This window comes from Paenibacillus lacisediminis (genome assembly GCF_046567315.2).
In genome coordinates this window covers 84,363-109,426 of sequence record NZ_JBKIAX020000006.1, presented here as the reverse complement: position 1 = coordinate 109,426, position 25,064 = coordinate 84,363, and the positions used below count along the sequence as shown (strand labels likewise).

At 52.6% G+C, this 25,064-nt stretch carries 20 protein-coding genes, 2 pseudogenes and 1 other annotated feature; of the genes and pseudogenes, 8 read left to right on the top strand and 14 right to left on the bottom strand.

The features are described from left to right. Nucleotides 1-9 precede the first annotated feature (9 nt). Nucleotides 10-324 carry a nitrite reductase small subunit NirD gene (gene nirD, locus ACLD72_RS13545; protein ID WP_410995595.1) on the top strand — a complete coding sequence of 105 codons (315 nt, stop codon included), beginning with the start codon at nt 10-12 and terminating at the stop codon, nt 322-324. Nucleotides 325-339: 15 nt separating this feature from the next. After that, complete coding sequence (locus tag ACLD72_RS13540; RefSeq protein WP_410995596.1) at nt 340-1,248, top strand: formate/nitrite transporter family protein; 909 nt, start codon at nt 340-342, stop codon at nt 1,246-1,248. A 521-nt stretch (nt 1,249-1,769) separates the two neighbouring features. Here ACLD72_RS13540 and ACLD72_RS13535 read toward each other — a convergent pair. Beyond that, the gene (locus tag ACLD72_RS13535) at nt 1,770-3,140 is read right to left on the bottom strand and encodes a right-handed parallel beta-helix repeat-containing protein (protein WP_410995597.1); all 1,371 of its coding nucleotides are present in this window, start codon (nt 3,138-3,140) and stop codon (nt 1,770-1,772) included. Nucleotides 3,141-3,730: 590 nt separating this feature from the next. Between ACLD72_RS13535 and ACLD72_RS13530 the strand changes: the two are divergent. Beyond that, nucleotides 3,731-4,657, top strand: a pseudogene (locus tag ACLD72_RS13530) (endo-1,4-beta-xylanase); the annotation flags it as partial. Further along, nucleotides 4,634-5,146, top strand: a complete 513-nt coding sequence (locus tag ACLD72_RS13525; RefSeq protein WP_410995687.1) for a hypothetical protein — start codon at nt 4,634-4,636, stop codon at nt 5,144-5,146. The pseudogene ACLD72_RS13530 and the gene ACLD72_RS13525, both read left to right, overlap by 24 nt. 301 nt (nt 5,147-5,447) lie before the next feature. Here ACLD72_RS13525 and ACLD72_RS13520 read toward each other — a convergent pair whose 3' ends face one another. Further along, entirely contained in the window at nt 5,448-6,095 is a 648-nt protein-coding gene (locus ACLD72_RS13520; protein WP_410995598.1) for a polysaccharide deacetylase family protein, read from the bottom strand. Nucleotides 6,096-6,566: 471 nt separating this feature from the next. Between ACLD72_RS13520 and ACLD72_RS13515 the strand changes: the two genes are divergently transcribed. Then, nucleotides 6,567-6,899: a DUF3139 domain-containing protein gene (locus ACLD72_RS13515; RefSeq protein WP_410995599.1), complete on the top strand. Its 333-nt coding sequence runs from the start codon at nt 6,567-6,569 to the stop codon at nt 6,897-6,899. A 99-nt stretch (nt 6,900-6,998) separates the two neighbouring features. Here the strand turns inward: ACLD72_RS13515 and ACLD72_RS13510 are convergent, their stop codons facing one another. The 4 genes from ACLD72_RS13510 to ACLD72_RS13495 all read right to left on the bottom strand — a co-directional run bounded on the left by ACLD72_RS13510 (nt 6,999) and on the right by ACLD72_RS13495 (nt 10,663). Then, nucleotides 6,999-7,913 (bottom strand): copper amine oxidase N-terminal domain-containing protein, encoded by a 915-nt coding sequence (locus ACLD72_RS13510; RefSeq protein ID WP_458475809.1) that lies wholly within the window; start codon nt 7,911-7,913, stop codon nt 6,999-7,001. Between the two features lie 104 nt (nt 7,914-8,017). Further along, the gene (locus tag ACLD72_RS13505; protein WP_410995601.1) at nt 8,018-8,872 is read right to left on the bottom strand and encodes an SDR family oxidoreductase; all 855 of its coding nucleotides are present in this window, start codon (nt 8,870-8,872) and stop codon (nt 8,018-8,020) included. 13 nt (nt 8,873-8,885) lie between these two features. Further along, nucleotides 8,886-9,968, bottom strand: a complete 1,083-nt coding sequence (gene uxuA / locus ACLD72_RS13500) for a mannonate dehydratase (protein WP_410995602.1) — start codon at nt 9,966-9,968, stop codon at nt 8,886-8,888. A 14-nt stretch (nt 9,969-9,982) separates the two neighbouring features. Further along, a complete protein-coding gene (locus ACLD72_RS13495; RefSeq protein WP_410995603.1) occupies nt 9,983-10,663 on the bottom strand; it encodes a GntR family transcriptional regulator in 681 nt (226 codons plus the stop codon). 989 nt (nt 10,664-11,652) lie between these two features. After that, nucleotides 11,653-11,916 (top strand) — a binding site (T-box leader). 120 nt (nt 11,917-12,036) lie between these two features. Between ACLD72_RS13495 and asd the strand changes: the two genes are divergently transcribed. Then, nucleotides 12,037-13,122: an aspartate-semialdehyde dehydrogenase gene (gene asd, locus ACLD72_RS13490; protein ID WP_410995605.1), complete on the top strand. Its 1,086-nt coding sequence runs from the start codon at nt 12,037-12,039 to the stop codon at nt 13,120-13,122. Nucleotides 13,123-13,247: 125 nt separating this feature from the next. Here the strand turns inward: asd and ACLD72_RS13485 are convergent, their stop codons facing one another. From ACLD72_RS13485 to ACLD72_RS13475, 3 genes are all read right to left on the bottom strand, one after another. Continuing rightward, entirely contained in the window at nt 13,248-14,078 is an 831-nt protein-coding gene (locus tag ACLD72_RS13485) for a carbohydrate ABC transporter permease (RefSeq protein WP_410995606.1), read from the bottom strand. Then, on the bottom strand, nt 14,078-14,950 hold the full coding sequence (locus ACLD72_RS13480) for a carbohydrate ABC transporter permease (protein WP_410995607.1): 873 nt from the start codon (nt 14,948-14,950) through the stop codon (nt 14,078-14,080). Before ACLD72_RS13480 ends, ACLD72_RS13485 begins: the two co-directional genes overlap by 1 nt. 78 nt (nt 14,951-15,028) lie before the next feature. Next, nucleotides 15,029-16,357 carry an extracellular solute-binding protein gene (locus ACLD72_RS13475; RefSeq protein WP_410995608.1) on the bottom strand — a complete coding sequence of 443 codons (1,329 nt, stop codon included), beginning with the start codon at nt 16,355-16,357 and terminating at the stop codon, nt 15,029-15,031. Nucleotides 16,358-16,521: 164 nt separating this feature from the next. Between ACLD72_RS13475 and ACLD72_RS13470 the strand changes: the two genes are divergently transcribed. Together ACLD72_RS13470 and ACLD72_RS13465 are read left to right on the top strand one after the other, a co-directional pair. Next, a complete protein-coding gene (locus tag ACLD72_RS13470) occupies nt 16,522-18,330 on the top strand; it encodes a sensor histidine kinase (RefSeq protein ID WP_410995609.1) in 1,809 nt (602 codons plus the stop codon). A gap of 20 nt (nt 18,331-18,350) precedes the next feature. Beyond that, nucleotides 18,351-19,868, top strand: a complete 1,518-nt coding sequence (locus tag ACLD72_RS13465; protein WP_410995610.1) for a response regulator — start codon at nt 18,351-18,353, stop codon at nt 19,866-19,868. Here ACLD72_RS13465 and ACLD72_RS13460 read toward each other — a convergent pair. From ACLD72_RS13460 to ACLD72_RS13440, 5 genes and pseudogenes are all read right to left on the bottom strand, one after another. After that, nucleotides 19,835-20,857 (bottom strand): LLM class flavin-dependent oxidoreductase, encoded by a 1,023-nt coding sequence (locus ACLD72_RS13460; RefSeq protein ID WP_410995611.1) that lies wholly within the window; start codon nt 20,855-20,857, stop codon nt 19,835-19,837. The two genes, ACLD72_RS13465 and ACLD72_RS13460, sit on opposite strands and share 34 nt — an antisense overlap. A 298-nt stretch (nt 20,858-21,155) precedes the next feature. Continuing rightward, nucleotides 21,156-22,163, bottom strand: coding sequence for a carbohydrate-binding protein (locus ACLD72_RS13455; protein WP_410995612.1), 1,008 nt, complete (start codon nt 22,161-22,163; stop codon nt 21,156-21,158). A 367-nt stretch (nt 22,164-22,530) separates the two neighbouring features. Then, nucleotides 22,531-23,051 (bottom strand): annotated as a pseudogene (locus tag ACLD72_RS13450) (tRNA-dihydrouridine synthase); the annotation flags it as partial. A 181-nt stretch (nt 23,052-23,232) separates the two neighbouring features. Continuing rightward, on the bottom strand, nt 23,233-24,063 hold the full coding sequence (locus tag ACLD72_RS13445; RefSeq protein WP_128630425.1) for a carbohydrate ABC transporter permease: 831 nt from the start codon (nt 24,061-24,063) through the stop codon (nt 23,233-23,235). Continuing rightward, nucleotides 24,063-24,950: a carbohydrate ABC transporter permease gene (locus ACLD72_RS13440; RefSeq protein ID WP_340922681.1), complete on the bottom strand. Its 888-nt coding sequence runs from the start codon at nt 24,948-24,950 to the stop codon at nt 24,063-24,065. Before ACLD72_RS13440 ends, ACLD72_RS13445 begins: the two co-directional genes overlap by 1 nt. Nucleotides 24,951-25,064 lie beyond the last annotated feature (114 nt).

Here is a 25,064-nt window from a genome sequence, read left to right as displayed (position 1 = left end):
GAAACGACCATGCTGACAAAAATACAGGTTGCCCGGCTGGACGAGATCGACCGGCTGGGGGCGCGGACGGTAACGATCGGGGATACGGAGGTCGCGATTTTCCGGCTTAGCGACGGCACGGTACGGGCGATCGAAAACCGTTGCCCGCACAAGGCGGGACGGCTGTCGGAAGGGATGGTGTGCGGCGCGGCCGTACATTGTCCTCTGCATGACTGGAAGATCGATTTGACCAGCGGGCAAGTGCGTGAGCCGGATCATGGCCAAGTGACTGTATACGAAACCGAAATCGATGAAAAAGACGGAGCTATCTATATTTCGCTGTAGAAGGGGAGACGCACCATGGACTACGTAAAACCCGGTGAAGTGCTGAACGCGATGATTGAAACGGGAGAGAACAAGGCTCGCCTTAGCATCCTGCAGATGCTGGCGAAAGGATTTTTGGGCGGGGCGATTCTCGCTTTCGCCACAACGCTGGCTTTCACGGCCACGCAGCAAACGTCGCTGGGTATCGTCGGCGCGCTTGTTTTTCCCGTCGGCTTCGTCATCATCGTGCTGCTTGGGCTTGAGCTGGTGACCGGCAGCTTTGCTTTGATTCCTTTGGCCGTGCTGGAGCGGCGGGTCCCGCTTTCCCGGATGCTGGCCAATTTCGGCTGGGTGATCCTCGGGCATCTGATCGGCTGCGCGGTGTATGCGGTCCTTTACGGGCTGACGATTACGAAAATGGGTACGGATTTTAGCCACCCGCTGATCCAAACGATCATTCAGACCAGTGAAGCCAAAACGCTCGCCTACAAACATATGGGCGGCAGCGGGCTTGCCCTCGTCACCATCAAAGCGGTGCTGTGCAACTGGATGGTCACCCTCGGGGTGGTGATGGGGATGACTTCGCGTTCGACGGCGGGAAAAATCGCGGCGATGTGGCTGCCGATTCTGATCTTTTTCGCGCAGGGGTTTGAGCATGCCGTCGTGAACATGTTTGTCATTCCGGCGGGCATGATGCTGGGCGCGGACGTCAGCTTTGCCGACTGGTGGGTGTGGAATCAGATTCCCGTGCTGATCGGCAACTTCCTGGGCGGCGTTGTGTTTACGGGACTGCTGCTTTACGTGTCGTTGCAGAAAGGAAAAGGCTTAGCTGCGCGAGGAGACGGGAGTGTGCCGTCCTCGGCGTCCCCACCGGTATTTGCAGCGGACGAGCCCAGCCGCCGCACGGTGCCGGCGACGTCGGCCGGAGCAGGTAAAAGCCTGTGACCGCCCCGTGGGAAGGGTACGCGTCGTCGGCGCCGGCCCGGAGACCCGAGCTGATCACCGTCAAGGCGCTGAAACGGCTGCGGGAGGCGGAGGTCATCCTGTACGACCGTAGTCCAAGCCGATATTGCCTGCCGGGGCTCCTGCGCCCTGATATAACGTTCTGATTGGAAAATATCCAATAGAGTTGGAAAATAAATGGCAAGTACAGCAGTCAGATTGGATATTTTCCAATAGATTGGGCTTGGCGGCGGGCAAAACGGGCGATTTGAGCGAGTTCTATTGGATTTTTTCCAATGAGAGCTCAAAATGGCATCCGATTTCCGTCAATCTATTGGATATTTCCAATGAGCCTCGCGAATTTGTTGAGGTCGATGTAAGAAAATCGCCGGATGCAGACGCTCTTCCGCATCCGGCAAATTTTGCGTGCATAAATCAAGTCGCATTTACTTATTTACTTAAAGGACCCGTCAGACATCTTCCTTTTACTCAAAGTGAATTTCGCCGCGGCGCTTGCTCTACCATTATGGCATTGTTGCGCCGATATTCTTACCGCTGGGCGTTCCCGACCCGATCAGGTCGCTGCCGGCGGCCAGCTTCAAAAAGTTCCCGAGACTAAAGGAACCGTCGGCGTTTCTGGTGACGGACGGGGTCAGGGAGACGAAATCCGCATCACTGGCCACCAGCCCTTTGGCGTTGTTGCTTTTTTTGTTTTTCCACCAGACGTTGCTGCTGTCGACATCGGTTCCGCTCGTTTTGTCGCTGGCTCCCCCGGAGTACGACAGGTTGTTCGTGAACACATGCGTGCCTTTGTCGAAGGCGAAGTTGCTTTCCCCGTTGCTCCAGGAAGTATTGTTCGTGAGTGCGATAGAACCTGGGTTGCTGTTATAGGTGAAGCCGTGTTTTTTGTTCTGGAAGGCGACGCTGTTTTGCACAATATGATTGACGGCGATTTTATCCCCGCCCAGCTTAAAGCCGTTGCCGTCGCTATCCGACGTTGAATTGCCATCTGAGGTTTGGCCGTTTTTGTAGGCGATGCTGTTCTTGATCGTAACTGTTCCGATCGCTCCCGTTTCGGACTTGGTGTACAGATCCCAGCCGTCGTCGGTATTCCAGGCGGCGATGCAGCTGTCGAATACATTGCCCGGGCCGATCGTCAGCTTGGCGGCAAAGCCGTCCGCGTCTTCGCCGTTGTCGGGGTCGAAATTGTCATGGGAGTATACCCGAATGATTTGGTTATAGCTCGGCCAATCGGCGATATTCGACAGGGAGGAGGAATAACGGCTGATCTGCAGCCCGGAGTCGCGGTTATGATGGGTTTCCACGTTTTCGATGATGTTGTAGTTTCCGCCGATGAAAATTCCGTTATCTCCCGCTCCCCGCACTTCCAGCCCCTTGACATGCCAGTAGTGCCCGAAAATTTGCAGTCCGCGTTGGTCGGAGGCGAAGGCTTGCGCATAGAAATCCAGCACTGGTTTCTCAGTCCCGTACGCCGCGATCGTTTTGTATTGGCCCGCGCTGCCGCTGTTGTTCCGTTCGATGGTTACCGGAGCGGAAAAGTTGTAGGTGCCTCCGCGCAAGTATATGGTGCCGCCGGGCGAAACTTTGGTGATGGCCGCAGCCAGCGTGGTTGGACTATCGATTGTCCCCGAATTACCGCTCGAGCCGTTAGGGGAGACATAAATGGCCGCCGCTGCTGCTGTTACGGACTCTTCGCTCTCGTCAGCCGTAAAGTCCTGGATTGCCGGTGCAGCGGACTCTTCAATCCCGGCAGCGCCGGATTCGTCATTCACCGCCAGCGAGGACGGTAAACCCCAAGTCAGCGATCCGCCCAATACAAGACAAAATGTAAGCGCGACCATTATTCCGCGTGAACCTAATTTCGATTTTTTCATACAAACAGCTCCTTCATGGGAATTTTGTAAACCATAAACAAACAGGTTAAAACTTACGCAGAAACCAAGGTTTGAACAAGGTTGAAAATAACGGCAGAGTTCGTAAGCGAGGTTTGGTATTCGTGCTAAAAAGGGCTTGTCCGGTCAACCAACAGCGGCACATTTTGGAAGTTAAATCCGTTCATGGCATACCCCCCGTCGCAAAAAAATTTCAGGGCGTCATACCTCAAACCTGGGAGAAAGAGAGTGGAATTATTTCTAAAGTGGCGTCCTCAAATTAACTATATAGTAAATAAATGTAATGTATCAATGAGTCTTTTCGACTATTTTCCACAAATTTCTTTATTTATTGGGTGATAGGAAGTGGAGATCCGTAATCAACATCTAAATTTTTCAAGGTAAAAGCTTTAATTTGGGTAATTCCAGATATTACTAAACAATTATAATATGGAAATGTAAGCGATTGCATTAGTGGGTTTGAAGGAGGTGACTGATCCCGATCATCAGATTAAATACCACGTGTCGTCCAGGTGAGGATTTCTAGTAAAAATAATCAAGGAGGAATCATGATGCTTAAATCAAGGTTCATGATGGGGCTTGCCGCTTTTGTGCTGCTGGGCTCCGTGCTATCGACCGCGTTCAGCGGGGAAGCCCGGGCCGGAATGGCGAGCGGGAGCAAGTTTTTGGGCAATATTGTGGCAAACAGTGTCCCCTCTAATTTTTCAACCTACTGGAATCAGATTACACCGGAAAACTCGACAAAATGGGGAGCGGTTGAGGGAACAAGGAACAGCATGAACTGGAGCGCTGCTGATACGGCTTACAATTATGCCAGAAGCAACAACATGCCGTTCAAATTTCACACGTTGGTTTGGGGCAGTCAAGAGCCCGGCTGGATCAGCGGCCTGTCGGCCGCAGAGCAGAGGGCGGAAGTCACGCAGTGGATTCAGGCGGCGGGGCAGCGGTATGGAGGTGCGCAATTCGTTGATGTCGTTAATGAACCGCTGCACGCCAAACCTTCTTACCGGAACGCAATCGGGGGAGACGGAGCTACGGGCTGGGATTGGGTTATTTGGTCTTTTGAACAAGCCAGACAAGCTTTTCCCAACTCTAAGCTGTTGATCAACGATTATGGGATCATCAGCGATCCAAATGCGGCGGCCAATTATGTAAAGATCATCAATCTGCTGAAAGCGAGAGGCCTGGTCGACGGGATCGGTATCCAAGGCCATTATTTTAATATGGACACGGTGTCGGTGAGTACGATGAATTCGGTGTTGAACACGCTGGCCGCTACCGGATTGCCGATTTATGTATCGGAACTGGACATGACCGGCGACGACAGTACACAGCTGGCCCGATATCAACAAAAATTCCCCGTACTTTGGGAGCATTCCGCGGTACAAGGGATCACGCTGTGGGGCTATATTGAGGGCCAAACCTGGGAAGCGGGCACGCAATTGATCACCAGTTCGGGCACCGAACGGCCGGCGCTGCAATGGCTCCGGCAGTATCTTGGCGGAGGCGGGGGCAACCCTGGCGGCGGTACCGACGGCGCTTATGCCGACTTTGAAACGGGCATCGACGGGTGGAGCGGGGGCAATATAGTCGGCGGGCCTTGGTCCACCACGGCCTGGAGCGCCAAAGGCTCGAGATCTTTGCAGGTCGACATGGCAATGTCGAACGGAAGCCAGCACTATATGTACAAGAGCGGCAATCTCGATTTCTCGGACCATTCGCAGCTAAGGGCTACCGTGAAGGGGGCGAGCTGGGGAAACTATGGGTCCGGACTCGGGGTCAAGCTGTACGTGAAGTACGGCGACAACTATACGTGGAAAGACAGCGGCTGGCGGACGATCAGCGCCGGTGGAACTTTGGACTTGAGCCTGGATCTGTCGGGAGTCGATAAGTCCAACATCAAAGAATACGGCGTTCAATTTATCGACGCCAGCAACTCCTCGGGCCAAACCTCGGTATATGTAGATAACGTATATTTGCAGAATTAAGCGAAAAAGGCAAGAGAGCCGCTGGTATGCACGGTTCTCTTGCCTTTGCGTATTTTGCGCCTTTCGCGTTTTGGGGGCGTAAAGTACGAGCGGTACCGGCATGGGCTGTAAGCCGATAAAATGCGAGCTGTGCCGGCATGGGCTGTAAGCCGATAAAGTGCGAGCGGTGCCGACATAGGCTATATGCCGATATAGTCGGGTGGCGGGTTACTGTGGCCGTGGGGCAACATGACGTTCTGATTGGAATTATCCTTCTGATTGGATATTTCCAATGAGAGCTCCCAATAGCATTCGATTTCCGTTAATCTGTTGGATTTTTCCAATCATGCTCGCTCATTTCAAGCAGTTCACTCACCGTCACGAGCCGATATCTTTCCTGGGTTAGCTTGGAGACGAGAATCCGTACGGCCTCCACCGTTTGTGAGCGGTCATCGAAGCCGTCGTGGAACAGCAGCACGCTGCCCGGCGCCAGCGCTTCCCGCGTTTTATCGACGATGTGCCGCACTCCGGGCATCTCCCAGTCGGTGGCCGCGCCGTTTACCGCCCCAATCACATGGTAGCCGAATTCGCCGGCCGCAATCGCGGCCACTTCGGCGTTGGTGGCGAAGTACGGTGGCCGAAACGTGCGCGGTTTCGAACCGGTCACCCCCATGATCAGCTCTTCCGATTGCGCCAGTTCCCGGCGGCATTCATCGGGACTGACTTCAGGCAAAGCAGGGTGCGTGTAAGTATGATTTCCGATCTCATGGCCCTGCTCATGCACGGCCTGCGCGGTGCCAAGGCTTTTTTCCATTTGCGTGCCGATCATAAAAAAGGTGGCCTTAGCCCCCGCTTCCCGAAAAATGTCGAGAATCTGCGGCGTAAATTCCGGGTTGGGGCCATCGTCAAACGTAAAGGCGACGGCCTTCTCCCGGACGGCAATCCGAGAAATCACTTCGTGACTTGGCATGTCAGGACCTCTTCTCCGGGTTAAATTCGTTAACTATGTCAATATTCTATTCGTGGTTTGAGAGTAGGGTCCTTCTTTAAGATTAATTTAAAAGCTTTCGGTAGGGTAGAGGGCGATGTGCAGGTAGAGAGGGGAGGAGAAGAGGAATCTGGGGGCTAAGGGACACCAGAGCCGTTATTTTCGGAAAAACGGAGGTTTACAAAATGTAGCGGACACAGATGATCTTATTTACCTCGAATTGGCCTGGATGAACGGGTTTAGAGCGAAATAGGGTCGCCTGTGTCCGTTAGGACGGGAAATACCCGGGAAATGAGCGGATAAGGTCGCTGGTGTCCGTTAGAGCAGCATACCCATCCCTCCCCTTGCACTAAGCGTATGGGCTTGCACCACAAAGGACTTCGCCAGCTGCGAGATTTTTCTTAATTGTTAGTCTGCCAATATGGTAATTTTTATATTAAAAGGAGGTGAGTTATGAAAGTCAAAAAAATTGCACTATTGATTGTTTGTCTATTAGTTATCGGTATATACTCTGTACTTTCGGTCTTTAAAATTATACAGACTTCCCAAGTCAGACAATACTTATATTCACAGGGGTATAATAATGAAGATATTAAGTTCATCAGAACAAAAGTTGGGAAAGCACCTCTATTTAATACAATGGTTATATTCAAAGACGAGCCTGAGGCGTCGTATTATTATAGAGTTAGGGACGGGGAAGTTTTACAATTTACTCATTCGGTCGTTGAAGGGGTATCTAATCAAAGAAAACCCGAAGGGGAGTACAAACATATCGACAAGAGGTAGAACAGTTATAGATCAAGGTATTTGACTTGAAGAAAAAAACGGGCTGGTTACAAGAAAAAGTCTCTTGGAACCAACCCTCTATTTATGCCCGATGCCCCGTCATTTTGCCTCGCTAGTCCCCTCTAGGCGCAGAGGCGAAACTCCCGCGTTCTCTTCTTCAATAGGAAACAGTTCATCCAAATTGTTCATCTCTTTTGTACCCAGCTGTTTCACCGTTCCATCCGTATGGATGCGGCCGTATTGCGCTTGCCCGGCGTGCGTGGAGATATCATAAAAGATTAAATTTGTTTTTATTTCCGGGCGGGTTCCTTGCTCTTTAATGATCCCTTTAGCGTAAAAAGTCGATTCCTTGCTTTGCTTGGCGTTAAGGGCCGCCTCCCAGATTAACTGAGCCGCGTTATCGGTAATCCGATAGTAGCTGATGACTTCGTTCGAGACGGTGAAGAAGCTTTTATATTCTCCCTCAGGAAAATAAATGCTCCAGGTCCCCAGGCTATCACCGGAAAAATCAAGGTCAGGCAAAGAAGATATTCTCGGCAAGTTCAAAGCCGCGAGCCGTGCAGCCGTCAAATCCCCGCTGTGCAGGCTTTTTTTCTGCTGCTCCGTGGTTTTGGCTACGTAAACCGTCTTGCTGTCCGGATTCCAGGCAACATCAGCATCAAATGCTTCGGCAACAAATCGCAACGGGACCATGACTCTGTTATTTATGACCTGCGCAGGTTGAGACATGCCGATCGTTTGCGATCCCTTTTTGGCGCTTTTTTCGCCGACTTTCAGGGTAAGCGCGGCATCCGTTCCGCGCTGGGCGATCGTCAAGGTTTTGGACGCATTGTCCCAACTGCTGATCGTTAAGCCTTCGATTTCCTCAACAACACGAATAGGCACGTACACCGAACCGTCTTTGTTTACGGGTTTGGCGGACGTCTCGGCAAGCTTTCCGTTGAAGTCGAGTTGGATGTTTTCCGCGGCAAGCGCAGCCGGCACCATACTTAAAAACAGAAGCAAACCCAACAAAGAAACTTTGAACCTCATGAGACCATCCTTTCGTCGCCATAAATTATTACGGTTCTATACTAACCCAGCCAGGGCAATCTTGGCAAAAATACCGCGTTTCCCCGCTACACCCCCGAATAAGCCATAAATCCGCCGTCAACGGGGATCACAGTTCCGGTCACGAAGCTGGAGGTGTCGGCGTCCGCCAGCCACAGCAGCGTACCGAGCAAATCCTCGGGAACACCAAACCGGCGCATCGGCGTGTGCGTGATGATTTTGTGCGAACGTTCGGTCAGCGATCCGTCGGGGTTCGTCAGCAAATTCTTGTTTTGCTCGGTCAGGAAAAAACCCGGAGCGATCGCGTTCACGCGAATTCCCGATTCGGCCAAATGCACGGCCAGCCATTGCGTCAGGTTGTTGATTGCCGCTTTGGCCGCGCTGTAGGCCGGCACTTTAGTCATCGGGCTCACCGAACTCATCGAGGAGATGTTGATCACGACCGCCCCAGGCTGGCCGATCATCGCTTTGGCAAAAACCTGCGTCGGAATCAGCGCGCCGGTAAAGTTGAGGTCGAGTACCCCGCGAACACCGGTCAAGCTAAGATCAAAAAAGGTCGTCACATCCGGGTTTTCCAAATCCTCGGGGCGAAAAGTCTCGTTTGTCGTGTTGGCACTGGCCTGGTTGCCGCCCGCGCCATTGATGAGAATGTCGCAGGGGCCGTATTTTTCGCGCACGGCGGCTTCGGCGGCCTTAACGCTCTCCGCGTCCGTGACGTCGCAGGCGATGGCCGTGGCTTCTCCGCCGTCACGGCGGATTTGCTCGGCGACAGCCTCGCCCTTAGCCACGGTGCGGTTCAAAATGGCGACGCGGACCCCTTGGCGGGCCAACTCATGGGCCATCGCTTGGCACAGCACCCCGGCTCCGCCGGTAATGACCGCGGTTTTGCCCGCCAGCGACGGGTGTGACGGTAGTGGATTCATCGGGTTTTCCTCCTTATTGATTGGACTCTGCTGTTTGCTTGGCCTTGGCATAGGCATCCCATAAACCCCACAAATACATAATGCCGAGCGCCCGGTCGTAAAGCCCGTACCCGGGGCGGCACTGCTCGCCCCAAATATGGCGGCCGTGATCCGGCCGGGCATAGCCGTTAAAGCCGTTATCGAAGTAAGCTTTCACGATTCCGGCAATGTCTACCGTGCCATCCGCGGTGCGGTGCGACGTTTCGATGAAATCGCCGTTGTCAAACACGCGTACATTGCGAATATGGGCAAACGGAATCCGCTCATGGAACTCATGGATCATGGCGATAATGTCGTTTTCCGGATTGGCCCCAAGCGAGCCGCTGCACAGCGTAATTCCGTTGGCCGGACTGTCCACGAGCGACAAGAGGCGGCGCAGATTTTGCCCACTCGTAATGATGCGCGGCAATCCGAAAATCGGCCACGGCGGATCGTCCGGGTGAATCGCCATTTTGATGCCGTTTTGTTCCGCAACCGGAATGATCGCTTCCAGAAAATATTGCAGATGCTTCCACAGATCCTCTTCGGTCACATTCCGGTACGCTTCAAACAGCTTGGTCAACTGCGCCAGCCGTTCCGGTTCCCAACCCGGCATCGTTAATGCGCTGTTCTCGTTGATCGTCCGCACTAGCTCAAACGGGTCGATGTTGTGAATTTTCGCTTTTTCGTAAAACAGCGCTGTCGATCCGTCTCCGGTGGGTTTATGCAGATCGGTGCGCAGCCAGTCGAAGATCGGCATAAAGTTGTAGCAAATGACCTTCACGCCAACCTTGGCCAGTTTTTCAATGGTGCGCTTGTAATTTTCGATGTACCCGTCCCGGCTTGGCAAGCCCAGCTTAATATCCTCATGTACATTAACGCTTTCAACCACTTCGAGATGAAGCCCGTAGCGATCGGCCTGCCTGCGGACTTCCGCGATTTTCTCCATCGGCCATTCGTCTCCGGCCGGCACGTCGTGGAGCGCCCAAACAAGGCCTTCCACGCCGGGAATCTGCTTGATCTGTTCCAGCGAAACCGTGTCATTGCCTTCGCCGAACCAGCGAAATACCATATGCATGTAATCACCGCCATTTATTTTTTAAAATAATCCGGATACCTCTCCTGCAGCACAGGCAAATTGGCTATGCTCAAATTCAGATGTTCCTTCATCAATTGGTCGGCGCGTCCGGCATCTTGAGCCAGAATCGCTTCGTACATCGCTTTGTGCTGTTCGTATAAAAGCTCCCAATGCGGATCAGTGGTCAGCCAAAGGACGCGGGTACGGTTGAGGTGGGCGTTCATCTGCTGAATCACGTTCCAGGTGCCCAGCTTCCGGCAGCCTCCAAACAGGATGCGGTGGAACTCCTCATCCAGCGCGAACATCGCGTGATTATCGTGCCGCCGGATGCTGTCCTGTTGACGGGCCAGATTGTCTGCAAGCGCGGTTAGGCCATCCCCCGGAAACTGCTCGCAGGCCAGCCGGATCACGGCGCGTTCCAACTGTTCCCGCATAAACCGCGCTTCGAGCACAAGCTCAGGGTCGATCAGCGAAACGCGCGTTCCGCGCTGCGGCAAAACGACCACCAGCTCCTCCTGGGCCAGCCGGACAAAGCTTTCCCGGACAGGCGTACGGCTGACGTTGAAAGCCGCGGCCATCTCTTTTTCGGAAAGCGCCGTCCCCGGCGGCAGCTCCAGCGTAACGATCTGCTCCTTCAATTTGGCGTAAACCGCGTTCCCGGCCGACCCCGGCTGCGTGAGCCATATGTCGATCATTTCATCACCTCCTGAAAGTTTTGCTGGGAATACTGCCATGCAACAGTTTCGAGCAAAACTCGCATCGAAAGCATGGGCTTAGTTTTTCGATAACAACTACCATACTTGTATGGTAGTATGGTAAATGCTGATTTGCAAGAACATTTTTTAATTATTAAAATTTTTCTTTATGCGAAAATAGCTGCGTTTATTTTTGGCTCAACCAATAGATTGGGGCTGGTTGCTGCTACGCAGCAGCATCAGATGATGAAAATTCCCTTTCTATATGCCAGAGCTTCCCGCAACCCGACGCTCCCTCTATCTCTCAATTGGACAAATCCAATAGAATGACTAACACCGAACTCTATTTTGGACTTCCATTGGAAAAATCCAATAGATTTCGCTCAAACCACCTGTTTGGGGTCCTGTCAAGGTGCATCTATTGGAAATATCCAATCAAACTGTTGCACTTACCACCCGATTTTCAATCTAATTGGATATTTCCAATCAGAGCATCGTATCGGGATCAAATACCAGCTACCACCAGCCAACTACTGGAACGACGAGGACTGTTGGCCCTCAAAATAGCGCCACTTTATGTTCGTATTATCCGAACCCTAGCCAGTTCATCCCCAATAGCGACGTTTTTTGTACTTATTTTCCATTGAATGGTCCAGAACGCGCGCGTTTCCTCGCGTTTCGAGAAAATAGCGACATAAATTTCTCCTATTTCTCTCAAATGGACTGATAGCGCCGGAGTAACGCCATTTTTTGTCCTTATTTTTATGATAAGTGCCTTCCGCCGACTATTATTCGATTGCACAAGTATATCCGGGCCCCCCGTGCGCGTCTGCTTGTTTGGATTTTTGAGAATGAGGTAACGCCCGCCTGGGAATTTGTTCAATCCTGTTTACGTTCCGGCTAATATTTGATAATATAATTTCAACATTGAAATGTGGCATACGATATCGAATACGTAATTTCGAATATGTACATCGAATACGTAATAGTGAAACGCGATGAAGAGAAGAGTAGATAAACGAGATCTTTTCCAGAGAGCCCCGCTTGCTGAAAAGGGGTAAAGGGTTGTTTATTGAAGAAAGTCTCAGAGCATCACATTGGAACCCGAACAGCGGGGGATGGTGTGGCAGGAGCTCCTGTTACAGAGCTAGAGTATACGCGTCGCCCGGGGCGATGCCGTACTTGAAGAGGCTGAGATGGCGACATTTCGGCGAATTTGGGGTGGTACCGCGAGCGTAAATCTCGTCCCTAAGACCGGATCGTCTTGGGGGTGGGATTTTTTTTATTGCGCATATGGCCATACACCAACGCAGCCGGGTTGAATAGTTATTTATCAATATGTGAAAAAGACATGGGGAAAGGGTTGATACCGGATGATGCAAAAGTTGAAAGTGGGGATTGTCGGAGGAACGGGCATGGTCGGTCAGCGGTTTGTGCTGCTGCTGGACCAGCATCCTTGGTTTGAGGTGACCGCCATCGCGGCCAGTGCGAGTTCGGCGGGGAAAACGTACGAAGAATCCGTGCAAGGCCGGTGGAAAATGGCAACACCCATTCCGGATGCCGTCAAAAACATCGTCGTGCAGGACGCTTCGAAAGTGGATGAAGTGGCCGATCAGGTTGATTTCATTTTTTGTGCGGTCGATATGAAAAAGAATGAAATTCAAGCGCTCGAAGAAGCGTACGCAAAAACCGGCACGCCCGTTATTTCCAACAATTCGGCCCACCGCTGGACCCCGGACGTTCCGATGGTCATTCCGGAAATCAACCCGGGGCATATCGAGGTGATCGAAGCGCAGCGCAAGCGGCTTGGCACCAAAACCGGATTTATCGCCGTGAAACCGAACTGCTCCATCCAGAGCTACGTACCGGCCATCCATCCGCTGCTGGATTTCAAGCCGGCTCAAGTGGTCGTCTCCACGTACCAGGCGATTTCCGGCGCCGGCAAAAACTTTACCGATTGGCCGGACATGCTGGACAACGTCATTCCTTACATCGGCGGCGAGGAGGAAAAAAGCGAACAGGAACCGCTGCGCATCTGGGGCAGCATTGCAAACGGCGAAATCGTCAAGGCCAGCGCGCCTTTGATTACGTCGCAGTGCATTCGTGTCCCGGTGACGGACGGCCATCTGGCTACGGTGTTCATCTCCTTTGAGAACAAACCGTCGAAAGAAGAAATCCTTGCCCGCTGGCAGCAATTCAAAGGCCGGCCGCAGGAACTCGAATTGCCAAGCGCGCCGAAGCAGTTTATTACCTATTTTGAAGAAGAAAACCGGCCGCAAACGAAGCTGGACCGTGACATTGAACGCGGCATGGGCATTTCGGCGGGCCGCTTGCGCGAAGACTCCCTGTACGATTACAAATTCGTCGGACTGTCGCACAACACGCTGCGCGGCGCGGCGGGCGGCGCCGTGCTGATCGCCGAGCTGCTGAAAGCGGAAGGGTACATTCAAGCGAAATAAAAGAGGCAGTTTAGCGTCTTAACAAGAACAAACGGCAGGCCGGACTTCAACGGAAGTTCCTGGCCTGCCGCTTTTATATTGGGGGATGTTAACAAATTAACCGGCAAAAGGCAGGCAGCTTATCCTTATCCCTTCACCGCGCCGGCCGTGAGGCCGCTGACGATGTATTTTTGGCCGAATAAATACAGGATGAACACCGGCAGCGAAGTCAGCACAAGATTGGCGAAAATCAGGTTCCAGTCCCGGCTGTATTTGCCGTAGAAATTGTAAATCGATAAGGGCATCGTCCAGGTGGAGCTGTCGGTCAGGAAATACACCGGAATCGTGATATCGTTCCACACGGACATAAACACCATGATGGCCACCGTTGCGTTCACGGGCAGGATCAATGGCGTGACAATCCGGAAGAACACACCGAATACGCTCGCTCCTTCGAGAAAAGCGACTTCGTCCAGCGCTTTCGGAATCGTTTTGATGAACCCGCTGTACAGGAAAACGCTGAACGCCGTGTTGAGCGCGGCATAAATGAGAATCACGCTCATGATGCTGCCGTAGAAGCCCATCCACTGCACCACCCGGATCGTCGTAATGACGGACATCGGCGCAATCAGCCCCATGAAGAAGTACATGTAAATCGTACCAGCGACTTTCGTCTCCCGGCGCGCCAGAATAAAGGAGGCTGCCGAGGAAGCGACGATGTTGATGATGGACGAAATCCCGGTAATCCAGACGCTGTTCAGGAACGCCCTGGACAATCCGCCTTCCTCAAAGACCCGCACATAGTTCGCGAACTGCCATTTCTCCGGCAGCTTCAAGGAAAAGCTGAGCACTTCAGCGCTCGTCTTAAACGAACCAAAGATCAGAATGAGCAGCGGCAAAATGATCAGCAGCGAGGCCAGGATCAAGATGCCTTCCACAATATAATTGCGTATGGCGAGTTTGCGCGTGTATCCCATTATTCTGCGACCTCCTTACGCCGCATGAAGATCAGCAGCGGAATGGCGATAATCGTCACGGCCACGAACAGCAGCGTGTTGACCGCAGTCCCCAGCCCCCAGTTGCCTTCCCCGAAGGCCCGCATAATGATCGTGCCGACGACCTGCGAAGCGTTGCCCGGGCCCCCGCCCGTCATGACGTACACTTCCGAAAATACTTTAAGTCCGCCGATCAGCGTCAGCATCAGGTTGATATTGATCGCCGGCAGCAGGAGCGGCAGCGTGATTTTAAAGAAGCTTTTCCAGGAGCTGGCCCCATCGATTCTGGCCGCCTCGTAATATTCCTGGGAAATCGACTGAAGTCCGGCCAAATAAATGGCCATCTGAAACCCGGCGCTTTGCCAAATCGACACAACGGCGATCGTCCAGATGACGAGCTGAGGATTGGTCAGCCATGCCTGGCTTAACGAGTGCAGCCCTAACGCTTCAAACATCTGATTGACGGTGCCTTCGGTGCGCAGCATCGGCGTGAACAGGATGCTGATGACGAGAATGCTGAGAATGGAAGGCGAATAAAAAAGCGCGCGCAGCAGGTTTTTCGTTTTCAAGCGCATGTTTAAAGCAACCGCCAGCAAAATGCCGATCACGTTTTTGCCGACAACGGTGGCGACGGCGAAGATGACCGTGTTTTTAAGCGCAAGGGTAAGCGTTTTGTCGGAGAAAATTTTGCTGAAATTTTCCCATCCGATAAAGTGAATATCCAGCCGGTCCAGACGCCAATCGGTAAAAGAATAGTAAAACCCTATCACCGCAGGGATCACGAAAAAGACCGTGTAAATCAGGATGGCCGGCAAAATCAGATAATACGAGTATAGGTTTTTCATGGTTTTCATGTTCTCACACCCCCATCCATAGCCTGGGGCAGCATAAAATCCCCCGGATTCTATGCTGCCTGTTTATATCGTCGTCCCTTAGAAGCCGGGAACCTCTTTATCTTTCATCAGTTGGCTGAATTTTTCGTCCCAGGCTTTAAGCACTTCTTCCGGCGTCAGGCCGCCCGCGAATTGATCCTGCAGCAATCTGTACAGCTCGCTGCGGTCGACCAGCATGTAAGCATCCGACGTCAGCACGGTTTTCTTCGGTGTAATGTAATTGTCGACGATTTCCTGTTTGTATTCCGGCAGTTCCGGCGTCGTAACGTCGCTGAGGTTGGATACGTAACCTTTGGAATCGACGATTTTTTGCGCGACTTCCTTCGAGGCCATGAAGTCCAGGAACTTCTTCGCTTCCGCCATATGCGGGGCTTTCTTCGGAATGAACAGCTGACCGCCGAGCGGGCTTGCGCCAAGGCTGGCGTCCTGCGATGACGGGATCGGGAACACGCCCAGCCGCATGGAAGGATCCTGTTCGGCCACCCCTTCGATCAGCCAATCGCCCATAAACATCATCGCGACTTCCTTGTTCAGGAATTTGCCGACCGCCATATCGTAGCTGTCACTGAGTACGTCGGCGTTGGTGTAGCCTTTTTTGTACACTTCGTACTGCTGCTGCAGGAACGTTTGGAATTCCGGAATATCCGACCATTTCCGCTTGTTGCTGTTCAGATCATCAAAGAAGGTCGGATCGTTTTTGGCTGCGAAATCGGCAAACGCGGCGGCCGGCCAGATGTTAGCTGCCCAATTGTCTTTGTATGGCATAAATACCGGCGTAACTCCGCTTGCCTTGATTTTTTCGCACACGGCCAGGAATTCGTCGAAGTTTTTCGGAATTGACAGGCCCAGGTCTTCAAAAATCTGCTTGTTGTAAACGACCCCCTGCATGCCCGTGTCCTGACTGACATGGAAGCTGTAAAGATGGCCGTTGGCAGAAAGCACGTCCTTGTTGACGATCCGGCTGGCCCAAGGCTCGTTGTCGAGAATTTCGAAGTTCCGCTCCAGATTCAGGTCGGTCGTGGCGCTCGCCAGGTTGTACTGGATAATGTCCGGCGTCTCCTCGACGGCCAATTTGGTTTGCAGCACCGTCGTCGTCTGCTCGGCAGGGATGAGCTGCAGGTTGACGTGAATGTTCGTTTTTTGCGCAAATTCGTCCAGCAAATCCTGTTGGATAAACGCCGAATCCTGCGAGCTTTTGGAAATGGCCAATTCGATCGTTACTTTTTTGCCGCTGGCCCCGTTGCCGCCGTTCTCCCCGCCCGCTGCGCTGCCGGAACCGTTGCCGCCCGATCCGCAAGCCGCCAGTGAGATGGACAGCAAGCTTGCTATGGCCAGTACCGTGATTTTTTTCTTGCGGTTGCTGTTCATTTGAATCCCCCCGTAAAATCGTTGGTTATGAATCCGTTTACAACTAGATTATAAATTTTGACCGAGGTAAGGTACATGTCTGTAGATGACAGTTGATGTGTAAAATTCTGAACTTGAAACCGTTGTCATTTTGCAAGCGAACATGGTACAGTTAGGACGAGTCTATGAACATCACGAGCTGCATCCTGGCGGATGGAGGAGGCGAGCCGGCAGCCATGATCGGAAAAATCGTACCGCGCAAATATCAGTTCAGCCTGCAAACGAAGGTGTTTCTCACGTTTGTCGCCTTGCTTCTGTTTGTGCTTGGCTGCTTTACCGTTTACGTCAATCTGATTGTGGTCAAGCCGCTGAAAGCGAAAACGGTCGGCGAAACGCGGATGACCGCGGCCAAAGTCGGCGAGCAGGTGGATGCTTACATCGACGGCCAGAACCAGCTGTCGCAGCGTATTTTGTCCAGCAAGGATATTTTTACCCTGTTGGATAAAGACCCGGCGAACGGTGTTGAAATGTTAAACCGCACGCGAAAGCTTAAGGATACGATGTTTCAGGCGATCGGGCCAAGCATGGCGATCAAAGACATGATCATTTACGACAGACAGGGCAACCTGCTCGTCTCTTATATCGGCTCCCAGCGCAGTCCGCTTTCTCTGGAAACCTATCTGGGCAAAAGCGGGCGGGGCGGGTGGTGGAGCGGCAGCGGATTTATGTTGACCCGCGAGGGTGACACGGTATCGTTTATCCGCGCCATCAACAACCAAAACGGCAAAGTGTTCGGTTATCTTTCCATTCAAATGGATCAGCCTTATATCGAAAAAATGACCAAAGGGGTCGCCGGCGGAGCGGTGTATATCCTTGACGGGCAAGGTGTGGAAATTACCCGCACCAGCCCGGATACGGATCATGCCGTACTGACTGGAGGGTTGACCGGCGCCGGTGTTTACGTTGACAAATTCAACAACTATGTGGCTTATTCCCAGTCGCCCAAAACCGGGTGGACCACGTATATCGTAACGCCCAAAAAGGCGGTGCTCGGCCCTGTCAATTCGGTGCAATACATTTCGATGCTGCTGATTACCTCGCTGGTGGTGGTTTCCTTCGTCTATATTTTTCTGTCGACGCGCAATTTGCTGCTGCCGATCCGCAAGCTCCGCAGCCAGATTTGGCGCATTAACTACAGCAATATGAAGGTCAAGGTTGATAGCCGGCCGCAAAACAACGAGCTGATCCTGCTGAACGAAGCTTTCCAGGACCTCATGGAGCGGCTGCAGGATTCGATCGAACGGGAGAAACTGGCCTTGCACGAAGAGGTGAAGGCGCGCCATTCCGCGCTGCAGGCCCAGATCGCCCCGCATTTCATTCATAATGTCCTATATTTGATCAGCATCGCCGCCCAGGAGGGCAAAACGGAGGTCGTATCCGATATGTGCAAACACCTTTCGGACAGCCTGCGTTATATCGTGTCGTCGCCTTACGCCCATGTGACGCTGGCCGACGAGCTGGAGCATACGAGACACTACTTGTCCCTCGTTCAGCAAAAATATGAGGATGACTTGGAATGGGAGATTGAGGCGGACCAATTGTCCCGGGAAGTCCAACTGCCGCGGCTGGTTATCCAGCCTTTTGTGGAGAACTGCATCGAGCATGCCTTTACGAACACGGATCCTCCCTGGCGGATCAAAATTACGGTTAAGCAGTTTAACGGATTGTGGGCCGTCGAAATCAAAGACAATGGGGACGGCTTTCCGCCGGACAAAATCCGCGAAATTTTGGACAACATTGAGCAGTCCGCTGCGGGCGTAAGCGAGATTCAAAATCATCGGTCGGCCATCGGAAACATGGGGATCGTCAACAGTGTGGGCCGGCTGAAGCTGATGTATCAGAACCGGCTGTTTTTTAATATTTTCAATCATTCCGACGGGGGGACGGGCGCTACGGTGCAAATCATCGGATCGCTGACGAAGGATTTCTATTGAGCATAAGGGAGGGACGGGCGATGTATAACGTGATGATCGTGGAGGACAGCAAGCCGATTTTGCGGAATCTTAAAACGCTGCTGGAGTCCATGGATTTGCCGATCCGCATCGCGGCAACGGCAACCAACGGGGAAGAGGCGCTGGAAACGCTGCGGCGGGAGCCAATCCACCTGATGCTGACCGATATCCGAATGCCGAAAATGGACGGGCTTGTGCTGATCGAGCAGGCTAAACTGATCAGTCCGCAGTTGAAATACGTGCTGATCAGCGGGTACAGCGATTTTGAATATACCCGCAAGGCGTTGAACCTTCAGGTGTTTGACTATTTGCTGAAGCCGGTGGAGCGCGTGCAGCTGGCGGAAGTGATGGACCGGGCGATCGGGGAGTTGAATAAGCGGATGCCCGGCGATACGGCGATGTTAAAAGACATCGTGGCCCCAGGTTATTACGCGGACTTGCGCCTGGATGAGGATTTTCATCATTTTGCAAAGATGATGCTGATCCTGCGCAGGCAGCCGTTTACGGTGGAGGCGGCGCGTTGGACGCAGGAGGAGGCTCAGCAGAGCTTAACGGAAATTTTCGCCCCGCATCGCTGCTGGGTTTTCCCGGCGCAAACACCGAAGCAGTTCCTCGTTCTGCTGAACAGGTCGGTGCTTGACATGTACTCCTCGGTTTATGAATGCCTGGAATCGGCCCGCCGCCATTTGCACGCCCGCGGCATGGACGTGATGCTTGGAGGGCAGGTGCTGGCCCCCGAGCCGGAAAAGCTGCCGGAGCTGTACCATCGGGTGTCAGCCATCTTGAATGAGCGGCAGCGGATCATGAAAGGTACGGTTTTGGATACCGGGCTTCCCGTTGCTGAACTGGAGCCGGGGGAAGGCGGCATGGAACCCCATGTGGTATCCGGTTTCGCGGATATGATCCGCGGGCGCCGCCAGGAGCAGTTTGCGCTTAAACTGACGGAACAACTGGCCAAATGGGGAGAGGAGAACGTCCGGCTTGCGGATCTGGAGCGATTTGTCGGGCTGCTGGTCGATACGTTCGCTCATTTGTATGAGGAGCGGGGCACGGCCCTCCGGCTTGGCCTGGAGGTGAAAGCGAAGCAGCTGTTTGAGGCGGAGAGCTACGGCGATTTCGGCCGCGAGCTTTTGGAGTGGACCAGGCAGTGTTTTGAGATGCTGCAGGCGCATAGCCGAAAAAGCGGTGAGGAGCTGTTTGCACAGATGGATGAGTACGTGAAGATGAACATGTATTCCCAATTGTCGATTAATGACATCGCGGCGAAATTTCATGTGAGTCCTTCCTATATCAGCCGGGTGATCAAAAAAATGACCGATACCACGTTTGTGCAGTACTATACGGGCCTAAAAATCAAAGAGGCCTGCAGGCTGATGGCCTGCAAGCCGGAAATGAAATTCAAGGAGCTGTCGGACCTGCTGTCGTTTACCGATCAACACTATTTCTCCAAAGTGTTTAAGGAGTATACGGGATACAGCCCGACAGATTATAAAGAGCAAATTTCCGCCAGCAGCTCATAGGAGCGCAAACGGGCCTGATGATCGTAAACTTGCGCGGCCACGATGATCTCGTCGGCATTCGTTTGCTCGAGGATCAGCTTCAGCTGATCGCGCACCGTGGACGGCGAGCCAATCGCGGAGCAGCTGAGCTGCCGCTCGATCAGCGCCTGCTCCTGCAGCGACCAATCGAGGTGGTCGACCGGCGGGTTCAGCTTTCCGGTGCGGCGGCGGATCAGATTCAGGAATTGCTGCTGCTGCGACGTTGCGAGCCGCCGCGCTTCCTCGTCGGTATCGGCCACGATCACGTTGACGCCGATCATTGCGTAAGGCTCCGCCAGCACTTCCGAGGCGCGGAAGTGGCCGCGGTACAAATCGAGCGCCGGGAGCATATAATCCGGCGCGAAATGGCTGGCGAAGGCAAACGGCAGACCGAGCTGGGCCGACAGCTGCGCGCTGAAGCCGCTGGAGCCGAGCAGCCAGATCGGGATGTCCAGGCCTTCGCCGGGAACGGCCCGCACCGCCAATGAGGAGCCGGGTGCGGGCTGGAAATAATTCCGGAGCTCGGCGAGCCGCTCCGGGAAGTCCTGGCCGTCGCTGCCCGGACCGCGGCGCAGCGCCTGCGAGGTCGCCGGGTCGGAGCCGGGCGCCCGCCCCAGGCCGAGATCGATCCGCCCGGGATACAGCGACTCCAGCGTGCCGAACTGTTCCGCGACGACGAGCGGCGAATGGTTCGGCAGCATGACGCCGCCGGAGCCGACGCGTATCTTCTTGGTGCCGCCGGCGATGTGGCCGATCGCGACCGCCGTCGCCGAGCTGGCGATGCCGGGCATGCTGTGGTGCTCCGCCAGCCAGTAGCGGTGATACCCCCAGCCTTCCGCGTGCTGGGCCAGATCAAGCGAGTTCTGCAGCGACTCGGCGGCCGTGCTGCCGACGGTAATCGGGGCGAGATCCAGAATGGATACGGGAATATCGGATAAACGACCTTTCCGGTCACGAGATGAATTGGACATGAGGCAAGTCTCCCTTCATATTCGGATAACAAGCTTCGCGTATAAGTTATTGAGCGAGGCTTAATTTTTATTATAACGAATTTGAAGGAAAAGAGCACAAAGGCCCATGCGGGAAACGCATGAGCGGTATCAGACTAGTTTAAAAACGCAGTATTAGCGAACCTATAACAAAATGGCTGTAAATTGGCAGGTTACTAGGTTACTAGGTTACTAGATTCGATTCCATCCCATTTACCAATAAAAAAACAAGATCCACCTTAACCTTACGTTTGGTGGATCTTGTTCTATCATTTACGCCTTAGTTCCTGCCGCCATAGCCCTTATACGTAGCGTAAACTGCATTTGCATATTGATCGGCCAGTATAGGACGACCATAAGAATCCGTAGCTCCCGGGTACCAGTTATCTCCTCCGTTATAGTGCAATAAGCCGTTATAGATGTTGCCGAATCTAACAATCTTTTCATTCAGAATCAGTGCGCCCAAATATACCTGATCCTGTTCACTGCCGTGATTATAAGCATGACCAAATTTAGCGCTAAATTGGGATAAATACGCATTGCGTGTGTTTGGTTCAACCTGCATCAAACCGTCGCCGGCCGAGGGGCTGCCCGGTAAACCTGCTCCAAAGCTGCTTTCCTTTTTGATCACGGCACTCAACAATAAAGCAAAATCTCCGCCTTTACCATAGGCATTGTCCGCATTCACCACATAGTTCCAGATATGACTGGGAACCTCGGCAGGCTTCGTTACTGTAGAAGGTGAACCCGTATAGATCTTGACCGATGACATTTTGTCATTGATGGCATCGCCAACCCAGGAAGAACTTGAAGTAAAGGTCCATCTGGTGCCTCCAAAGTTATCATTCTCGTAAACTTCAACCGTCCAGCCGCTTGGAACCTTCAGAGACGACATCCAGTCATTCGGAATTCCGTTTGCATTCAACTGAGACAATGTATAATTTCCTGTTCCAAGAGTTACTGCTTTTCCGCCATAGTTTATATCTGCATAAAATGTTACTCCGTTTGTTGCTGGTGGTGTGGTGGGTGGTGTTGTTCCGCCGCCGCCTTTCTGCCATAAAGCAGGAACATTGGACGGTTCCCAACCTACGAGAGAAGTATGCGCCTGAAGACAGGTATACGTGCTTCCACTATAGGTTACAGTGTCATTTACTGCATAGGCAGTATTGGGAGCCCATGCTCCTCTTGCGGCTGCGCTCACCGGAAGAACTGCGCAAAATGTGGATAGGAATACGGCTAAAACTACCATCAATGATGTGGCTTTAAAAGAGACCTTTCTATTCTTCATTTTCATGCCTCCTTGGATTTATTATCTATGGCTCACCCATGAGACGAACCACAGTTTGTAACCGCACCATCTCCCAAACTTTTAATATATTGATTGATAAAAACAAATTATTACAATTTTGATAATACAGAAGCACAAGAATAATTCCAATAGTGCCTAAGTCCCGCTTTTCTTGAAGTTTTTTTGAATTTTTTGATAGAGTATGATCGTTTCCACTTGAGAGGGAATACACGAAGTGCAAGGGTTGCCGAAAAAAAACGAGCTCGGTACAATACCGAAACTCGTTCCACGAAGAATGCGAAAAAGCTGCTCCATCTAACTGTCTGATGCCTCGTCCATCTGTTGGGCAAATTCATCCCAAAGCGCCCTCTTTTTCAAAGGCAAATGGATTCTTAAAAACACCTCGTCCGATCATGATTCCTTCCACCCCATACTGTTCAGCCAACTTCAGGCCCGTTTGCCGGTCCGGAATATCGCCATTAATCGTAAGAAGGGTCTGCGGTGCCACACGATCGCGAAGCGCTTTAATTTCAACTCATCAACTTGATGGAAACCAAGTCTCGTCTTGACACTTACGGGGAATCCTCCTGCTTTTGCGGCTTGGATGATTTCAGCGGCCACCTCTGGACGGAAGCCTAACTTCGCCATATCGATACTCATCTTTGCAAAAAACTCCGGCTTATCGCCCCGGATATGGGCCACCATGGGTTGTTCGTCCTCGGTAAAGAGCAACCGCCCACGTACGTTATGATTTCCCTCCGGGTGACAATAGCTTTCCGTATTGGCAAACTCCGTAAAGAAGACATCCGGTCTACCCGCTTTACTCACGACATGACGAAACACGACGTGCGTCACATCAAACTCCAATCCACTCGTTGTCCCTAATATTCTATTTTACAAGGGCTCCCCCTCGCTTAAGCATCCCCAGTTTCCTCCAATCCGAACGCTGGACCATCGCTTTGGAGTCTTGGATGAGATGGAGCGAAGGAATTAATGTGTTATGGTCCCCATCCCTTCCGGTAAACAAACCCCCGGAGCCATCCGCTCCGGGGGTTCTTATCAACAACATTCAGCCCTTCACCGCGCCGGCGACCACGCCTTTGACGATGTATTTTTGCAGGAAGATGAACACGATGATCGAAGGCAGCACGGCCATCACCATGGCGGTCATCGCGTATTGCCAGTCGGAGGTGTATTGTCCGACGAAGGTGTACGCGGCCAACGTCAGCGTTTTGGTCGTCGGCGAGCCGTTGACCATAAGCAGCGGGAGCAGGAAGTCGTTCCAGATCCACATCACGTCGATGATGATGATCGTGGTCGTGACCGACTTCAGCAGCGGGAAGATCACGCTGAAGAACAGCCGAAAGCCGGAGGCGCCGTCAATCGTGGCGCTTTCGTCGATTTCCTTCGGAATCCCCTTTACGAAGCCGTGGTAGATGAACAGGGCAAGCGGGGCGCCAAAACCCCAATACAGAATGCCCAGACCCCAGGTGCTGTCGGATAGGTGGAAGCTTTTGGCCATTTGCAGCACCGTCAGCATGATCGACTGGAACGGAATCAGCATCGGCATAATGCAGAGCATGTAGATGATCGAACTGGCTTTTGATTTCGTGCGGGCCAGTTTGTAAGCGGCGATGGAGGAGATCAGGATGATCCCGGCCAGGCCAAGAATCGTGATGACCGCATTGTTCAGGAACAGCCGCGGATAGTTGATGAACTCCCATACGTAGCTGTAGTTCTCGAAAGCAAGCCGTTTCGGCAGGGCGATGACATCGGTCATGACCTCCTGGAAGCTTTTCAGCGAGTTAATGATCGTCAGGAACAACGGGTACAGGAACAAAATGGACAAGAGGACCATAACGATTTCCAGGACGAGGCGTCCTGCTCTATTTTTGGTCATTATGCCTCAACCTCCCTGCGTTTGAAGAGCGTTAATTGAATAATGGTGATGATCAGCACCGCCACGAACAAAATCAGCGCTTTGGCCGTACCGTAACCGTACAGATTGTTCTGGAACGTATCACGGTAGATGTCGTAAGCGACGCTGTACGTGGTGCCGCCGGGACCGCCGCCCGTCAGCGATAGGATGACATCGAATACCTTGATCGAGTTGGTCAGCGCCATGAATACGGAAATGGTGATCGACGGCGCGAGCAGCGGCAGCGTGACGTTGAAGAAGCGGCGGACCGGTCCGGCTCCGTCGACGGTGGCCGCCTCCTTCAAATCGTCTGGAACCGATTGCAAACCAGCGATGTAGATCACCATGTAGAAGCCGATCGATTGCCAGATCGAGACGAACAAGACGGAGATAAAGGCCAGTCCGGGTTCACCAAGCCAGCTTAGCGCGAAGACGCCCCAGCCGGTGCTTTGTCCCAGCGATTCGAAACCTTGCATGAAAATGAACTTCCAGATAAAGCCGACGATTACCAAGCTGAGGATGTAAGGAATAAAAAACGCGGCTCTCAGCCAGTTGGTCGATTTCAGCTTCATGTCCAGCACGAGCGCCAGCAAAATTGCCAGCACATTAATCAGGACGATGTAAAGAATCATGTATTTGACCGTAAACCAGGCGGCGTGCGTAAAGTTGGCGTCACCCATGAAGATCTGTTTAAAGTTATCGAGTCCGATAAATTTCGGATGTTTCGAGATCCCGTTCCATTTGGTCAGGGAGTAGCGAATGGTCATAATGAACGGATAGTAGAACACGGCGATGACCGAAATGAGGATCGGTAGTGTAAAAATTCCGAACTCCAGCTTCTCGGCCCGTTTTCTCCCTAGTCTCAACATAAAGCACCTCTTTTTCGCAACAATAGTTTATATAAGGTGATTCGGCTATAATGATTATAAATCAACCGTTTTCACGCCAAAATGGATTTAAGAAAACAGTTAAGGGTAAAAACG

What these genes read in the sequence shown, in the direction of transcription:
- nirD (WP_410995595.1), top strand. Translation starts at nt 10, where the DNA reads ATGCTGACAAAAATACAGGTTGCCCGGCTGGACGAGATCGACCGGCTG.
- ACLD72_RS13540 (WP_410995596.1), top strand. Translation starts at nt 340, where the DNA reads ATGGACTACGTAAAACCCGGTGAAGTGCTGAACGCGATGATTGAAACG.
- ACLD72_RS13535 (WP_410995597.1), bottom strand. Translation starts at nt 3,140, where the DNA reads ATGAAAAAATCGAAATTAGGTTCACGCGGAATAATGGTCGCGCTTACA.
- ACLD72_RS13520 (WP_410995598.1), bottom strand. Translation starts at nt 6,095, where the DNA reads ATGCCAAGTCACGAAGTGATTTCTCGGATTGCCGTCCGGGAGAAGGCC.
- ACLD72_RS13515 (WP_410995599.1), top strand. Translation starts at nt 6,567, where the DNA reads ATGAAAGTCAAAAAAATTGCACTATTGATTGTTTGTCTATTAGTTATC.
- ACLD72_RS13505 (WP_410995601.1), bottom strand. Translation starts at nt 8,872, where the DNA reads ATGAATCCACTACCGTCACACCCGTCGCTGGCGGGCAAAACCGCGGTC.
- uxuA (WP_410995602.1), bottom strand. Translation starts at nt 9,968, where the DNA reads ATGCATATGGTATTTCGCTGGTTCGGCGAAGGCAATGACACGGTTTCG.
- ACLD72_RS13495 (WP_410995603.1), bottom strand. Translation starts at nt 10,663, where the DNA reads ATGATCGACATATGGCTCACGCAGCCGGGGTCGGCCGGGAACGCGGTT.
- asd (WP_410995605.1), top strand. Translation starts at nt 12,037, where the DNA reads ATGATGCAAAAGTTGAAAGTGGGGATTGTCGGAGGAACGGGCATGGTC.
- ACLD72_RS13485 (WP_410995606.1), bottom strand. Translation starts at nt 14,078, where the DNA reads ATGGGATACACGCGCAAACTCGCCATACGCAATTATATTGTGGAAGGC.
- ACLD72_RS13480 (WP_410995607.1), bottom strand. Translation starts at nt 14,950, where the DNA reads ATGAAAACCATGAAAAACCTATACTCGTATTATCTGATTTTGCCGGCC.
- ACLD72_RS13475 (WP_410995608.1), bottom strand. Translation starts at nt 16,357, where the DNA reads ATGAACAGCAACCGCAAGAAAAAAATCACGGTACTGGCCATAGCAAGC.
- ACLD72_RS13470 (WP_410995609.1), top strand. Translation starts at nt 16,522, where the DNA reads ATGAACATCACGAGCTGCATCCTGGCGGATGGAGGAGGCGAGCCGGCA.
- ACLD72_RS13465 (WP_410995610.1), top strand. Translation starts at nt 18,351, where the DNA reads ATGTATAACGTGATGATCGTGGAGGACAGCAAGCCGATTTTGCGGAAT.
- ACLD72_RS13460 (WP_410995611.1), bottom strand. Translation starts at nt 20,857, where the DNA reads ATGTCCAATTCATCTCGTGACCGGAAAGGTCGTTTATCCGATATTCCC.
- ACLD72_RS13455 (WP_410995612.1), bottom strand. Translation starts at nt 22,163, where the DNA reads ATGAAGAATAGAAAGGTCTCTTTTAAAGCCACATCATTGATGGTAGTT.
- ACLD72_RS13445 (WP_128630425.1), bottom strand. Translation starts at nt 24,063, where the DNA reads ATGACCAAAAATAGAGCAGGACGCCTCGTCCTGGAAATCGTTATGGTC.
- ACLD72_RS13440 (WP_340922681.1), bottom strand. Translation starts at nt 24,950, where the DNA reads ATGTTGAGACTAGGGAGAAAACGGGCCGAGAAGCTGGAGTTCGGAATT.